Source organism: Bradyrhizobium centrosematis, from assembly GCF_045571495.1.
In the GTDB taxonomy this organism is placed as follows: domain Bacteria; phylum Pseudomonadota; class Alphaproteobacteria; order Rhizobiales; family Xanthobacteraceae; genus Bradyrhizobium; species Bradyrhizobium centrosematis.
This window is the reverse complement of sequence record NZ_CP120703.1, coordinates 2,696,577-2,711,180: the sequence shown is the minus strand read 5'-3', so window position 1 is coordinate 2,711,180 and position 14,604 is coordinate 2,696,577. Positions and strand designations below refer to the sequence as shown.

Below are 14,604 nucleotides of genomic sequence, written 5' to 3'. Positions count from 1 at the left end.
ATTCTTAGCGCACGACTCCTTCCACGGCCCAGCCGAAGCGGGTCATGTGGTTGAAGTTGACTTTGCGCGAGCATTTAATCATGCGGCATCAATACCACGGTAACCGCGCAAAATCAAGAGATGTGCGCGTGTCAGGCACATCTTGAAGGCGAACCGCCGCGCTCGCTAGCCGCGCACCAGCGAGACCAGCCAGTTGCGGCCGAACAGGATGAGGATCGCGAGCGCGTAGACGATGGTGCCACCGACCGCGAGCAGGACCAGCATCGCTTCGTCGCGGAAGGCATGCACGGAGGCAAGAGCGGCCGGGCTGAAGCGCGCGATCAGCCAGAGCGCGGCGGCAAGGATCAATCCGGTCGCCAGAAATTTGCCGAGCGAGATCAGCCAGGCGCGGTCCGGCACGAGGAAACCTCGCCGGATCGCGAAGAACAGCACCAGCAAGAGATTGGTCCAGACACCGACGGCGGTCGCCAGCGCTAGGCCGATCTGGGCGAGCGATCCCATCAAGGCGACCTTCAGCGCAACGTTGACCGCAATGCCGGTCAGCGACGCCCTCACCGGCGTCGCCGTGTCCTTGCGCGCGTAGAAGGTCGCAACCGCGCTGCGGATCAGCACGAACGGGATCAGGCCGATGGCATAGGCGGCGAGCGTGCCGCCGGCCGCGACCGCGTCGGCCTTCGAGAAGGCGCCGCGGGCGAACAGCGCGCGCATGATCTCGTCGGGCACGGTGAGGAAGGCCGCCACGAACGGGATCGAGAAAAGCAGCGTGAAATCGAAGGCACGGCGCTGCGCTTTCATTGCACCGTCCTGGTCGTTTGCCGTGATCCGCCGCGACATTTCCGGCAGCAGCACCGTGCCGATGGCGATGCCGATGACGCCGATCGGGAGCTGGTTGAGACGGTCGGCGTAGTAGAGCGCCGACAGCGCGCCCGCGGGCAGGAACGTCGCGATGATGGTGTCGGCGAACAGCGCGACCTGCGTCCCCATCGAGCCCAGCGTCGCCGGACCCAGCGCCTTGAAGAAGCTGCGAACGTCCTCGTCGAGCTTGAGCGGCGCAAAGCGCGGCAAGCCGCCGTGGCGGGCGAGATCGCCGGCAAGCAGGAAATATTGCAGGAAGCCCGAGATCAGCACGCCCCAGGCGGCGGCGTGGCCTGCGGTCGGAAACCAGGCGGCCACCGCCAGCGTCATCATCATCGCGACGTTGAGGAAGATCGACGCAGCCGCGGCGCTGGCAAAGCGCTGCATGACGTTGAGCATGCCGCCATAGAGCGTCACCAGCGTGATCAAGAGCAGATAGGGAAAGGTGATCCGGGTCAGCTCGATCGCGAGCTTGCGCTGCTCGGCATCCTCACTGAAGCCCGGCGCCAAAATGCTCATGGCCTGCGGCATGAACAGCCAGGCGACGACCAGCAGCAGAACCTGCGAGGCCAGCAGCAGCGTGAAGATGCGGTCGGCGAACAGGTGCGCCGCCCCCTCCCCCTTTTCGCCATGGACATGGGCATAGGCGGGCACCCAGGCGGCGTTGAAGGCGCCTTCGGCGAAGATCGCACGGAAATGATTGGGCAGCCGCAGCGCCACGAAAAAGGCGTCGGCCACCGGGCCGGCGCCGAGGATCGCCGCCAGCATGATGTCGCGGGCAAACCCCGTCAGCCGCGACAGCAGCGTGTAACCACCAACCGTGAAGATGCGTCCAAGCATGCGTCTGTTCTAGAGACTTATCGGGCAAGCGATAAGGCACTGAAGGACGATGGGACCAAAAAAGTCGGTGGCTCGGCCCACCTCTCCCCTGCGGGGAGAGGTGAAGCGGCAGCGCAGCAGAACGGGGAAATCAGGCTGCGAGCGCGCCGCCAACCGCGGCGATGATTCGCTCCTGATCGGCTTCGGTCAGATAGGCGTGCATCGGCAGGCTGATGACGTCCTGCGACAGGCTCTCGCAGACCGGCAGGCCGCCCTCCGCGACCGGATAATGCTTGTAGGCGGTCTGCTGATGCATCGACTTGCCGTAATAGATCGCGGTCGGCACGCCCTGGGCCTTCAGCGCGGCGGCAAAGCCGTCGCGGTCGGTGCCATCAGGCAGACGGATGGTGTACTGCGCCCAGACCGACGTGTTGCCGGGCGCGAGGCGCGGCACCGTGACGACGTTCGACAGGCCGCGCGCGTAGCGCTCGGCCACCCTGTTGCGGGCGGCAATCTCGTCGTCAAAGATCTTCAGCTTCTCGATCAGGACCGCCGCCTGCATGGTGTCGAGCCGGCCGGTGAGGCCGAGGCGGACGTTGTCGTATTTGTCGACGCCCTGCCCGTGCACGCGGATGCTGCGCAGCGTCGCTGCGAGCTCGTCGTCATCGGTGAAGATCGCGCCGCCGTCGCCGAAGCAGCCGAGCGGCTTTGCCGGGAAGAAACTGGTCGCGGTGGCGTGCCCGAAGGTGCCGAGCTTGCGGCCCTTGTAGCTCGCGCCGAAGCCTTGCGCGGCGTCGTCGAGCACGAACAGGCCCTCGGCCGTGGCGATCTCGGCGATGGCGTCGTGATCGGCGGGCTGGCCGAACAAATCGACCGGAATCACCGCGACCGGCTTGAGGCCGGCCTTGCGGGCGGTCGCGATGCCGCGCTTGAGCGATTCCGGGCTCATGTTGAAGGTGGCCTCGTCGACGTCGACATAAACCGGCGTCGCGCCGGTCCGCGCCACCGGGGAAGCGGTCGCGATGAAGGTGAAGGACGGACACAGCACGGCATCGCCGGGCCCGACATTCTTCGCCATCATCACCATCAGGATCGCGTCGGTACCGCTGGCGCAGCCGATGACGTGCTTGGCGCCGGAATAGGCCGCGAGCTGCTTCTCGAGTTCGAACACCTCGGGGCCGTTGACGAACTGGCAATGGTCCAGCACGCGCTTGACGGCCTCATCGAGCGAGGCGCCGAGCCGGCGGCGCTGCGAGGCGACGTCGATGAAGGGAATGGGTTCGGAACGCAGATGCTGGTTCATAGCCGGGTTCTCGGCGCCTTGCTGGTTTTGAGCGGTCGACATGGAAAGGGATCAGCCGGCGAGGCGGCGCGGACCCTTGCGGGCGGGCGACGTTGCCGCGGGCCGTGACGGCGTCTCGAGGCACTGGGTCGCGATCTCGAGGCTGGCGACGCCTTCGTCGCCGGTGACCGCCGGCGTCTCGCCGTTGCGCACCGCCTTCAGGAACGCGATCAGCTCGGCGCGGAGCGGCTCGTCATGCCCGACCGGCAAATGCCGCATCGAATAGCTGCCGTCCGGCTTGAAGCCGAAGCATTCGGTGACCTGCCGCGTGAGCAGATCGCCCATCACATATTTGCCGCGGGTCGCCACCGTGACGCTGCGCGCCTTGAACGGCGTCAGCCAGTTGGTGTTGATGTGGGCGAGCACGCCGCTCTCGGTGCGGAACTGCAGCAGCGCGATGTCCTCGCGCTCGGCGACCGCGCTCGACAACTGCGGCTGCACCTCGACGATGTCCGATTCGGTGAACCAGCGGATCAGATCGATGTCGTGCACGGCGAGATCGATGACCACGCCGACATTGGACATGCGCGGCGGGAACGGGCCGACGCGGGTAATCGCGATGGAGAGGATGTCCTCGCCCGCGATCGCCTGCTTGACCGCTGCAACCGCCGGATTGAAACGCTCGACATGGCCGACCATCAGCGTCACGCCAGCCTTATGCGCGGCGGCGACGATCTCGCGGCCCTCTTCGACCGTGGATGCGATCGGCTTCTCGACCAGCACATGGATGTTCTTGTCGATGCAGGCGAGCGCGACCTCGTGATGCAGGTGGGTCGGCGCTGCGATGGTGACGGCGTCGACGCCGGCGGCAATCAGCTGGTCGAACGTCTCGAAGCTCGGGCAATTGGCGAGCTCAGTGGCGCGGGTGCGATGCGCCGGCGAAGGATCGACGACGCCGACCAGGCTGACCCCCGGCAGGCCGCTCAGCACGCGCGCATGGTTGCTGCCCATCACGCCGGCCCCAATGACGCCGACGCGCAAGCCGGCCTTGGCCGGTGCAGATCCTTTGGAACTCATCTGAGCAAACCCCGATTCAACCCAAATCCCCGGCGCGCTTCTAGCACGGAGGCCACATTTGTGGCGAATGGCGCGCTAGCAGCCCGGACACGATTTGATTCAAAAAGTTACACGTTCCCCGGGCGTTAGGCTGAAAAAGATACCTCTCAACCGGCCCGGGGCGCGTGATTCGGAGCTTGCTGGTTACGACCTTTGGTAGTCGTCTTCAATCCGGATGATGTCGTCTTCCCCGAGATAGCTGCCGGTCTGGACCTCGATCAGTTCCAGCTGGATCTTGCCGGGATTCTCCATCCGGTGGACGGCGCCCATCGGAATGTAGATCGACTCATTCTCGTGCACCGTCTTCACCGTCTCGTTGACCGTGACCTGGGCCGTACCGCGGACCACGATCCAGTGCTCGGCGCGATGGTGGTGCTTCTGCAGCGACAGCCGCCCGCCCGGCTTCACCACGATACGCTTGACCTGGTGGCGCTCGCCATTGTCGACCGACTGATAGCTGCCCCAGGGCCGGTGCACCTTGAGATGCTCCTCGGTGACCTTCGGCGCGACCGCCTTCAGCTTGGTCACAAGACGCTTCAGGCCGTTGGCATCCTTCTGGCGCGAGACTAGCACCGCATCAGCCGTCGCGACCACGACGAGATCGTCGACGCCTTCGAGCGCGACCAGCGCGGAATCGGTGGTGACGTTGCAGTTGCGGGAATCCTCGAACACGGCGCTGCCATGCGCGGCGTTGCCTTGCGCGTCCTTCGCCGACAATTCCCACACCGCGTGCCAGGAGCCGACGTCGGACCAGCCGCAGGAGACCGGCACGACCGCCGCGCGCGAGGTCTTCTCCATCACGGCATAGTCGATCGAGATCGCCTTCGCCGCGCCGAACGCCTCGGGCTCCAGCGTGACGAAGCCGAGATCGCGGCCGGCATTGTTGACTGCGTTGGTGACAGCCTCGACGCTGGCAGGATCGACCTTGCGATATTCGTCCAGCAGCACGGCGGCCGGGAACATGAAGTTGCCGCTGTTCCAGAGATAGCCCGAATTGACGTAGTCGGACGCCTTCACCGCGTCCGGCTTCTCGACGAAGCGCGCGACCGCATGCACCTCGCCGGAGATCACCTCGCCCGGGTTGATGTAGCCATATTCGGTCGCCGGCCGCTCCGGCTTGACGCCGAAGGTGACGATGCGCCCGGCACTCGCAGCGGTGAGGCCCTCGCGGCAGGCGGCAACGAAAGCGGCATTGTCCTGCACGACGTGATCCGCGGCGAGCGCGAGCACGATCGCCTCACTGGCGCGGTTCTGCGCGAACACCGCGCCGGCGGCGATCGCAGGCCCGGAATCGCGGCGCATCGGCTCGAGGATTACGTCGGCCTCGATGCCGATCTCGGCGAGCTGCTCCAGCACCATGAAGCGATAGGCGGCGTTGGTGATGACGATCGGCCGGTCGAACAGGGAGGGATCAGAGACGCGCAGCAGCGTGTCCTGGAAGGTCGAGCGCGTGCCGAACAGCGGCAGGAACTGCTTGGGCCGCACCTCGCGCGACGCCGGCCACAGCCGCGTGCCGGCACCGCCGCACATGATCAGGGGGATTATGCGTTTGTCCATCATCTCAAACCTTGAAGTAGTCCCGGTACCAGGTGACAAAATTATGGACCCCATGCTCGATCGGCGTTGACGGTGCAAAGCCGGTGTCGCGCATCAAATCCTCGACATCCGCGAACGTTTCCAGCACATCTCCCGGCTGCATCGGCAGCAATTCTTTGATCGCCGTCCGGCCCAGCTCCCGCTCCAGAAGACCGACGACGTGCATCAGCTCCTCCGGATGGTGATTGCCGACATTGTAGAGCTTAAACGGCGCATTTGCGGCAGCCGGATTGTCCGCGGGCACAAGATCGATCAGCTTGGATACTACACGCGTCACATCATCAATATAGGTGAAGTCGCGACGCATCTTGCCATGGTTAAAGAGGCGGATCGGCTTGCCCGCCATGATGGCGTTTACGAACAGAAACATGGCCATGTCGGGCCGTCCCCATGGCCCGTAAATGGTAAAGAAGCGCAGGCCCGTGACCGGCAGGCGATAGAGATGGCTGTAGGACTGCGCCATCACCTCGTTCGCCTTCTTGGTCGCGGCATAGAAGCTCACGGGATGATCGGTCCGGTCCGCCACCGCAAATGGCATTTTTGTGTTGGCGCCATAAACGGAGGATGACGAGGCGTACACGAGATGACGACAGCCGCTGTGGCGGCAGCCCTCGAGCACGTTGAGAAAGCCCAGGAGGTTGGAATCCGCGTAGGCGTGCGGCTGCTCGATCGAGTAGCGCACACCGGCCTGCGCCGCGAGATGCACGACTTCCGAAAAACGATGTCGCGCAAACAGCGTCGCCATCGCCTCGCGGTCGGCAAGATCGGCCTCCACGAAGGAGAAGCGGGAGGAAGTCTGCAACAGCGCGAGGCGCGCCCGCTTCAACGCTGGATCGTAATAGCTGTTGAGATTGTCGAGCCCGACGACGGTGCGGCCTTCGCCCAGGAGCTGCCGGGCGACGTGAAAGCCGATGAAGCCGGCGGCTCCCGTGACCAAAATCGCCTGATCCATCATCCTGTTCCCTGGGGACCTCTGGCCTATCCTGTTTAGCCGCCGCCCCGATAAGGTCGCAATAGGTCCCTGTTCCTCCCGACAACTCCTTCATGACGACCTTAACGACGGCTATTGCAAGATCGACGCCAAAACCATACCAAAGCGGCCGAATTCGGCGCCTAGCGTCGGGTTGCCTCAAATCTTCGCAAACCCTGTTTATGCGGGCGAGATGCGCCGAATCCTGCTGTCGACGGCCAAAATCCTGATTTCCGCGGCGCTGCTCTATCTGGCGCTGCGCAAGGTCGATCTCACCGAACTGTTTTCGCGTTTCACCGTGACCAGCCTGTTCTGGATCGGCATCGCGATCGCGATCGCGTTCCTGCAGATCTTCGTCGGCGTGCTGCGCTGGCGCGTGATCAGCGCCGTCTGCGGCGCGCCGCTCGAGCTCGGCCGGGCCATCCGCTACAACGTGATCGGCTCTTTCTTCAACCAGACCCTGCCGTCCGCGATCGGTGGCGACGCGGTCCGGCTGTGGCTCGTCGCACGCGCCGGCGCCGGCTGGCGCGCGGCCACCTACTCGATCTTCGTCGACCGCGCGATCGGCCTGATCGCGCTCGCGGTTCTCATCGTCGCGAGCCTGCCCTGGAGCTACAGCCTCATCACCGATGCGCACGGACGCTCGGCGCTGCTGCTGGTCGACCTCCTGGCGCTCGCCGGCGGCCTCGGCTTCCTGATCTTCGGCGCCCTGAACTGGCGCTGGCTGAAGACGTGGTGGGCGACGCATCACATTCACGCCTGTGCGGTGATCGCAAATCGGGTGATCTTCAGCCGCAGCCGCGGACCGATCATCGCCATCCTGTCGATCCTCGTTCACGTGCTCGCTGTCGTCATCGCCTGGTGCGTGGTGCAGTCGATTGCGGCGCCGGTTCGCTTCAGCGACGTCTTTCTGCTCGTGCCACCCGTGATGCTGATCACGATGATGCCGATCTCGATCGCCGGCTGGGGAGTGCGTGAGGCCACGATGGGCCTGGCGTTCGGCTTTGCGGGACTTGCCGCCAACGAGGGCGTCAACGTCTCGCTGCTCTACGGCGCCGTCTATTTCATCGTCGGCGCCTTCGGCGGCCTGGTCTGGATCCTCAGCGCGGAGAAAGCCGCGCAGGGGTCGGCTCCGATCGGAGTGCCGGAGTGACGACGTTGGCCTCGGGTCCGGACCCTGCGACCGGACTGCTGATGTTCACGCTTGCGCCGGCCGTGCTGGCTGCACTGGTCTCTGGCGGCATCACCTGGCTGAGCATGCCGCTGCTGCAGCGCTATGCGTTGGCGCGGCCGAATGCGCGCTCGTCACACAAGATTCCGACCCCGCAAGGCGCCGGCATCGCGGTGATCGCGGCCACCCTGCTGGTGGCTGCGGCCTGGACCTACGGCGCGCTTTCCCTGCCTCTGATCGGGTCCGCCGTCCTGATCGCAATGGTCGGCCTCGTCGACGACATCAGGCCCCTGCCCGTCCTGCTCCGCCTCCTGTTGCAGGCGGTCGCCGTGGCCGCCGTCGTCTTCACGGCCCCGGACACCGCGCGCATCGTGCCGGCGCTGCCGCTCGCGCTGGAGCGCGGCCTCGTCCTGCTCGCCGGAATCTGGTTCGTGAATCTCGTCAACTTCATGGACGGGCTCGACCTGATGACGGTGGCGGAGGTGGTGCCGATCACGGCTGCGCTCGCACTGCTCGGATGGTTCGGCGACCTCTCGCCATCGGCCGGACTGCTCGCCACGGCGCTGTGCGGGGCCATGCTCGGCTTTGCGCCGTTCAACCGTCCGACCGCAAAAGTCTTCCTCGGCGATGTCGGCAGCCTGCCGATCGGCCTCCTGCTCGGCTGGTGCCTGCTGGAGCTTGCCTGGCATGGACAACCCGCTGCGGCGCTGCTGCTGCCCGCCTATTACCTTGCGGATGCCACCACCACGCTGTTTCGGCGCATGATCCGGCGTGAGCGATTCTGGTCCGCACACCGCACGCACTTCTATCAACGCGCGACCGACAACGGGCTCAAGGTCCCACAGGTCATCGGCGCGGTGTTCGCGCTCAATCTCGTGCTGGCGGTGCTGGCCATCGTCACCGTTCGCGCCGGTTCGACCACGGTCACGACCGTGTCCCTGCTCGCGGGCGCGGTCGCGGTCGCATTCGTGCTGCGGCGCTTCTCCCGCCCTCAGGTCTGCTGAGACGCCACCGCCAGCCGCAGCGCCTCGTCGAGCGAGACCTGCGGCTGCCAGCCGGTCGCGATCGCCTTCGAGGTGTCGAGCTCGAGGGAGCGGATCAGGCTGTCCTGCATATCCTGCCGGCCCGTCACGCTGAGCAGCGCACCGAGCAGGCTCGGCGGCACGCCGAACAGGCGCGGGCTCTTGCCCGACGCTGTCGCCAGGCGCGCGATGAATTCGGGCGTCGAGACCTGCTCCCTGTCGGCCAGCAGAAAGATCTCGAAATTGCTGGCGGGATCGGGATGGCTGAGCCGGTGCAGGACGAACGACGACAGGTTCTGGACGGCAAGGAAGGCGCGGTGATTGCGGATCGCGGCAAAGGGCAGCGGCAGCCCGAGATTCACCGCGCGCGTCAGCACGGCGAAATTACCCTTGGCGCCCGCGCCATAGACCATCGGCGGCCTGATCACCGAGATCTTCATGTCGGTGTCGCGCGCCAGCGTTCCCAAACCCGTCTCGGCGGCGGCCTTGGACATGCCGTAGAGGCCGCGCGGCGTCAGCAAATCGTCCTCGCTGAACGGCGCACGGCCTTCATTGCTGCGGCCGTGAACGAGAACGGTGCTGATGAAGATGAAGTGACGCACGCCGGCGGCCGCGGCGCAACGCGCCAAATGCAGCGTGCCGTCGATGTTGACGTCGCGGTAGAGCTGGACCGCATGCTCCTCGTGCTTGTAGTGCACGCGCGCGGCGAGATGGATGACGGCGTCGACGCCTTCCAGCGCGGCCTGCCAATCCGTTTCAGGGCCGATTGATTCGATCACGACCTCGTCGCCGCTACCTTCAGGGCTGCGGACAGCGCGGCGGACCGACCATCCCTCGCGCACCAGCGCGGGCCCGATGTGACGGCCGAGAAAGCCGCTCGCTCCTGTCACCAGTGCGACTGGTTCTTTCTCGCTCATCGTTGCTCCGCTAGCGCGGGGTTGCGCAACAACTCGTCGATAAGGCAGGCAGAGGCGTTCATCGCAATCGTCCGCCCCGAGGCTGCATGGTCAGGCCGCGGTGGACCCGAACTCGGGCACCGCATCCTTCAGAATGGTCCTGATGGTCGCGCGATCGTCGCGCGCGATCGCCTGCTCGAGCGCCGCGATCCATTTGCGCACCGTCAGCATCGGCGGCTCCTTCGGCTGCGCGGCCATGATGCCCGCCACGCCGATCTCGCGGGTCGGCTCCTCGGAGGCGAACAGGATTTCGTGCAGCCGCTCGCCCGGCCGCATGCCGGTGAACACGATCTCGATGTCGTAGCCGGGTTGCAGGCCGGAGAGGCGGATCATGCGCTCGGCGAGATCGACGATCTTGACCGGCTGGCCCATGTTGAGCACGTAGACCGAGACGTCGGGGCGCGGCGTTCCCAGCGCGTGGGTGGCCGCGGTGATGACGAGATCGCAGGCTTCGCGGATGGTCATGAAGTAACGCACCATGTCGGGATGCGTCACCGTCACCGGGCCGCCGGCCTCGATCTGCGCCTTGAATTTCGGCACTACCGAGCCGTTCGAGGCCAACACGTTGCCAAACCGGACCGAGATCAACCGCATCGGCGACTTGGCGCCGCGCGCCGCCGCCGCGAGGTCGTGATCCAGCGCCTGGCAGTACATCTCGGCAAACCGTTTGGTCAGGCCGAGCATCGACACCGGCTCGATCGCCTTGTCGGTCGAGATCATCACCATGGCTTCGGCGCCGGCGGCAACGGCGGCATCCGCCACATTGATGGAGCCGAAAATGTTGGTCTTGACGCCCTCGCTCCAGTCGCGCTCGAGGATCGGCACGTGCTTGAGCGCGGCGGCGTGGAACACGATGTCCGGCCTGAAGTCGGTCATCAGGCGCATGATGCGCTCGCGGTCGCGAATGTCGGCAATTCGCCCTTCGACCTCGGCTGCCTTGCAGGTGAGCGCTTCGGTGATCGCATAGAGCGCCGGTTCGGAATTTTCCACGATCAGGAGCCGCGCGGCGCCGAAAGCGACGACGCGCTCGCAGATCTCTGAACCGATCGAGCCGCCGCCGCCGGTGACGATCACCGCCTTGCCCCTGATCAGGGCTTCGAGCCGCGCATAGTCGATGCTCTCGCTCGGCCGCAGCAGGAGGTCCTCGACCGCGACGGCCGTAAGTCGCGGCGTATCGCCGCTCTCGAGCGAGGGCATCCGGTTGACGATCACGCCGAGCTTGCGCGCCCGCATCAGGATCGATTCCGGATGCGCCTCCGGCTCGAACGCCGACGGCGTCATGATCAGGCGGACGATCGGCTTGTTGCGCTTGGCGAAGTCCGCGATGATGTCCTCGACATCATCGATGCCGCCCAGCACCGGCAGGTTGCGGATGAACTGGCCCCGGTCCGCAAGCGACGGCGACAATACGCCGACCGGCCAGATGCGCTTGATCGCCCCGCTTTCGATGCCGCGCAACAGCACCTCCGCATCCGCGGCCCGGCCGATCAGCAGCGTCGGGGCGGCTTCATCGGTCCTCGCATGCCGCCGCACCCGCGTATAACGGAAATAGCGATACGTCATGCGCAGTGCGCTGAGGAAGGAGATCTCCAGGAACCAGTAGAGGACGATCGTCACCTTGCCGAGGAAGAAGGCGCCGCGCACGTTCGGGGCGACGAAGATGTAGTCGAGCACGAGCAGGGCAACCGTCAGCACGGTCGCCGCGCGAATGATGTTCAGCGCATCGGGCAGCGAGATGAAGCGCCATTTCGTCGTGGTCAGGTTCAGGACGAAGAACACGACCACGCTGAAGGCGAGAAAATAGGGGAGGATCTGGAACAGCAGCGGCAAGCGGGCATAAAAGCCGGGCCCACCCTCGAATCGCACATAGAAGGCCGCAAAAAGCGCCGCCGCGGTCGCCAGCAGGTCGTGGAGCGCAATCAGGAAATTGCGCGAGGTGAGATGCGAAAGACGCGTCATCCGCCGACCGATGAAAACCCAGTTAGATGCAACCTGACCGCGCTGATAGCCCATCTGGACCAGACTTGCCAGTCGCGCGGCCGTTTAGGAACCGGCTTCGCTCATCTTCGCCTCGGCCTGTTGTGCCCGGATCACCATTCCGCCGGCGACGCCGACGCCGATGACGTACATCCAGCCCTCATGGAAGTCGAACAGATGGGAATTGAACAACGAGGTGAAGATGTTCTGCACCACGACCAGGAGCCCGATCCAGTTGGCAAGCCCGTCGCCGCGGAACAACCGCAGGTGCAATATCCAGATCGCGTAGAGAATGGCGATACCGATCACGCCCCATTGCACGGCAACGTTGAGCGTCTGGTTATGCGGATTGCCGATCACCTCGGCCGACGCCCGGTACTCACCGGCGGGCGTCGCGACGCGTTCGAACAATCCGCGCGTCGAGCCGGTGCCGTGCCCCGTGATCGGCGCCTCCGCGAAGAAGCCGAGCGACTTCCGCCAGAATTCGAGCCGCATGCCCATGGAGGTCGGCTCGCCCCTCTCCACATAGCCGTTATAGTCGCTGGTAAACCTATCGATAGTGTGGCGCAATTGCGGCGAGGCCTGCCAGGCAAGAACGGCGCCGCCGAGCAAGGCGGCGGAGATGATTGCAAGGCTTCGCCATTTGAGATGCAGCAACGCGAACACGCCGAACATGATCGGAACGGTGACGAGGGCAGTGCGCGACACCACCACGAAGGCCATGTTGACGAAGAAGCTCAGTGCCAGCGCCGTCAGCAATCCGGCAAGCCAGAATCGCTTCTCGCGCAGCAGCATCACGACCGGATAGGCGAGCGCGACCGCGCAAAGCGCGAACTCCTGGCTCTGGTTGATGTAGTTCTTGACGAAGATGCCGCGCTCGGGCGGATCGGTCTTGAGCGCGAGGTTCGGGTAGAAGGCGACCAGCCAGGACATCACCGACAATAAGGCGCAGGACACCAGGAAGGCGATGAAGATCCAGTGCCCGCGTTCTGAGCGCTCGAAATGATAGAGCAGAACCGGAAGCACCAGCAGCTTCATGGTCGGATTGACCGCATAGAACCGCGCGCCCCAGGTCGCATCCGACCAGAGCGTCCCCACCAGCGCGAGCAGGACCAGGGCGATCGGGGCCGCACAGATTGGGCGCTTCAGGGATTGCAGGAACGCGCGGACGTCGAGAAACGGCACCATGCAGAGCAGCATGAGCACGTTGAAGATTCCGGTAAGCGAGGTCGACCAGGGTAGCGAGGCCGCGGTCAGGACCGCGAATATGTCGACGGTCTCGCGCCAGGCGGCCGGACTGCGCAGGCGGCGAAGCAACATTTCGCCGGTCGTCTCGCGTACGAGCACCGTCACTTGCTCCCTCCCCGTGCGCGATGGACCAACGCCGTCGTGCTGAAGCCCTGGAGGATGTCGACCAGCACGACCACCCCGCCGGCTGCCTCGACGATCTCGTGGCCAACCACCTGCTCGCGGGTGTAGTCGCCGCCCTTCACCAGCACGCCGGGCTTGATCCTTTCGATCAGGTCGATCGGCGTGTCCTCTTCGAAAATCACGACGAGATCGACGGCCTCCAACGCCGCCAGCACCTCGGCACGCGCGCGCTCGTCCTGGACCGGACGATCGGCGCCCTTCAGCCGCCGCACCGAGGCGTCGCTGTTGAGGCCGACGATCAGGCGGTCGCAGGCGGCGCGCGCCGCAGTCAGCACCTTGACGTGGCCGGGATGCAGGATGTCGAAACAGCCATTGGTGAAGCCGACGCGCAGGCCCTGCCGGCGCCATTCGGCGAGTTGCGCGTCGAGCGCGCCCGGCTCGAGCACGATCTTCTCCTCGGCCGCGAGCGTGGCATGCGGCAGGATCTTTCGGCGCAGCTCGGCCGCGCTGACACTGGCAGTGCCTTGCTTGCCGACAGCGACGGCGGCGGCGGCGCTGGCCATGCGCAATGCGGTATCCCAGTCCGCGCCGGCCGCACGCGATACCGCGAGCGCAGCGGCGACGGTGTCGCCGGCGCCGGAGACGTCGCGGACCTTGACCGGGACAGCCGGAACGTGAACGGCCTCGCCGCCCCGCGGCACCAGAGTCATGCCGTTCTCGCCCTGGGTGACCAGGATCGCCTCGCAATCGGCGAGCCGCATCACGTCCTCGCTGGCATCGACGATGCTCTGCGGCGTGTCGGCGCGGCTGCGGGTGGTTTCCGCGAATTCCTTGCGATTGGGCGTGAGCAGCGTCGCGCCGCGATAGATCGCCCAGTTCAGGCTCTTGGGATCGACGATGACGGGCTTGCCGAGCTTTCGCGCCGCATCGATGGTATGGCGGATGACGCGCGCCGTCAGCACGCCCTTGGCGTAGTCCGAGAGCAGCACGAGGTCGGCGCGCGCGATCTGCGGCAGGATCGCCTCGATCAGCTTGGTCTCGATCTCATCGGATACTGCCGCCGCCTGCTCCCAATCCGCACGCAGCATGTGCGTGGAAAAATGCTCGGAGACAAAGCGGACTTTTCGCGTGGTCGGGCGCGAGGGATCGCATACCAGCACGCTTTCGATGGCAGGGAGCCCATCCAGCGCCGCCTTGAGCCGTGCACCGGCATCGTCCTCGCCGACCAGGCCGACAAAGATGCAGCGCGCGCCCAATGACGCGACATTGCGCGCGACGTTGCCGGCGCCGCCGACATGAATCTCGCTGCGCTGGGCAGCGATGACGGGCGTCGGCGCTTCCGGCGAGATCCGCGACACCTCGCCATAGACAAACTCGTCCAGCATGATGTCGCCGATGCACAGCACCGCGCGGCCCGAGATGGCTTGCGCGAGAGCGTCGAAATCGAGAATGGGCGTCGGCATGATCTT

At 65.5% G+C, this 14,604-nt stretch carries 11 protein-coding genes; 2 read left to right on the top strand and 9 right to left on the bottom strand.

The genetic code is table 11. From position 1 onward, the window contains the following. Window positions 1-165 precede the first annotated feature (165 nt). From murJ to P6U31_RS12950, 5 genes are all read right to left on the bottom strand, one after another. Window positions 166-1,695, bottom strand: a complete 1,530-nt coding sequence (murJ, locus tag P6U31_RS12970; RefSeq protein WP_407188807.1) for a murein biosynthesis integral membrane protein MurJ — start codon at window positions 1,693-1,695, stop codon at window positions 166-168. A 130-nt stretch (window positions 1,696-1,825) separates the two neighbouring features. Next, window positions 1,826-2,977, bottom strand: a complete 1,152-nt coding sequence (locus P6U31_RS12965) for a DegT/DnrJ/EryC1/StrS family aminotransferase (protein WP_407189839.1) — start codon at window positions 2,975-2,977, stop codon at window positions 1,826-1,828. Window positions 2,978-3,028: 51 nt separating this feature from the next. Then, complete coding sequence (locus P6U31_RS12960) at window positions 3,029-4,033, bottom strand: Gfo/Idh/MocA family oxidoreductase (protein ID WP_407188805.1); 1,005 nt, start codon at window positions 4,031-4,033, stop codon at window positions 3,029-3,031. Window positions 4,034-4,216: 183 nt separating this feature from the next. Further along, on the bottom strand, window positions 4,217-5,629 hold the full coding sequence (locus tag P6U31_RS12955) for a mannose-1-phosphate guanylyltransferase/mannose-6-phosphate isomerase (RefSeq protein ID WP_407188803.1): 1,413 nt from the start codon (window positions 5,627-5,629) through the stop codon (window positions 4,217-4,219). 4 nt (window positions 5,630-5,633) lie between these two features. Then, a complete protein-coding gene (locus P6U31_RS12950; protein WP_407188802.1) occupies window positions 5,634-6,623 on the bottom strand; it encodes an NAD-dependent epimerase in 990 nt (329 codons plus the stop codon). A gap of 208 nt (window positions 6,624-6,831) precedes the next feature. On the opposite strand from P6U31_RS12950, the gene P6U31_RS12945 reads away from it, so the two are divergent. Further along, on the top strand, window positions 6,832-7,791 hold the full coding sequence (locus P6U31_RS12945) for a lysylphosphatidylglycerol synthase transmembrane domain-containing protein (protein ID WP_407188801.1): 960 nt from the start codon (window positions 6,832-6,834) through the stop codon (window positions 7,789-7,791). A 41-nt stretch (window positions 7,792-7,832) separates the two neighbouring features. Next, window positions 7,833-8,813 (top strand): MraY family glycosyltransferase, encoded by a 981-nt coding sequence (locus P6U31_RS12940; protein WP_407189838.1) that lies wholly within the window; start codon window positions 7,833-7,835, stop codon window positions 8,811-8,813. Here P6U31_RS12940 and P6U31_RS12935 read toward each other — a convergent pair. The 4 genes from P6U31_RS12935 to rfaE1 form a co-directional block, all read right to left on the bottom strand. Continuing rightward, a complete protein-coding gene (locus tag P6U31_RS12935) occupies window positions 8,801-9,748 on the bottom strand; it encodes an NAD-dependent epimerase/dehydratase family protein (protein ID WP_407188799.1) in 948 nt (315 codons plus the stop codon). The two genes, P6U31_RS12940 and P6U31_RS12935, sit on opposite strands and share 13 nt — an antisense overlap. A gap of 90 nt (window positions 9,749-9,838) precedes the next feature. Next, on the bottom strand, window positions 9,839-11,746 hold the full coding sequence (locus tag P6U31_RS12930) for an SDR family NAD(P)-dependent oxidoreductase (protein ID WP_407188797.1): 1,908 nt from the start codon (window positions 11,744-11,746) through the stop codon (window positions 9,839-9,841). Between the two features lie 84 nt (window positions 11,747-11,830). Further along, the gene (locus P6U31_RS12925; protein ID WP_407188796.1) at window positions 11,831-13,117 is read right to left on the bottom strand and encodes an O-antigen ligase family protein; all 1,287 of its coding nucleotides are present in this window, start codon (window positions 13,115-13,117) and stop codon (window positions 11,831-11,833) included. Next, on the bottom strand, window positions 13,114-14,598 hold the full coding sequence (gene rfaE1, locus P6U31_RS12920) for a D-glycero-beta-D-manno-heptose-7-phosphate kinase (protein WP_407188795.1): 1,485 nt from the start codon (window positions 14,596-14,598) through the stop codon (window positions 13,114-13,116). The genes P6U31_RS12925 and rfaE1 overlap by 4 nt, the downstream gene beginning before the upstream one ends. Window positions 14,599-14,604: the final 6 nt, after the last annotated feature.

Bases quoted from the DNA above. Each gene is read 5' to 3' on its own strand.
- murJ (WP_407188807.1), bottom strand. From the start codon at position 1,695: ATGCTTGGACGCATCTTCACGGTTGGTGGTTACACGCTGCTGTCGCGG.
- P6U31_RS12965 (WP_407189839.1), bottom strand. From the start codon at position 2,977: ATGAACCAGCATCTGCGTTCCGAACCCATTCCCTTCATCGACGTCGCC.
- P6U31_RS12960 (WP_407188805.1), bottom strand. From the start codon at position 4,033: ATGAGTTCCAAAGGATCTGCACCGGCCAAGGCCGGCTTGCGCGTCGGC.
- P6U31_RS12955 (WP_407188803.1), bottom strand. From the start codon at position 5,629: ATGGACAAACGCATAATCCCCCTGATCATGTGCGGCGGTGCCGGCACG.
- P6U31_RS12950 (WP_407188802.1), bottom strand. From the start codon at position 6,623: ATGATGGATCAGGCGATTTTGGTCACGGGAGCCGCCGGCTTCATCGGC.
- P6U31_RS12945 (WP_407188801.1), top strand. From the start codon at position 6,832: ATGCGCCGAATCCTGCTGTCGACGGCCAAAATCCTGATTTCCGCGGCG.
- P6U31_RS12940 (WP_407189838.1), top strand. From the start codon at position 7,833: ATGTTCACGCTTGCGCCGGCCGTGCTGGCTGCACTGGTCTCTGGCGGC.
- P6U31_RS12935 (WP_407188799.1), bottom strand. From the start codon at position 9,748: ATGAGCGAGAAAGAACCAGTCGCACTGGTGACAGGAGCGAGCGGCTTT.
- P6U31_RS12930 (WP_407188797.1), bottom strand. From the start codon at position 11,746: ATGACGCGTCTTTCGCATCTCACCTCGCGCAATTTCCTGATTGCGCTC.
- rfaE1 (WP_407188795.1), bottom strand. From the start codon at position 14,598: ATGCCGACGCCCATTCTCGATTTCGACGCTCTCGCGCAAGCCATCTCG.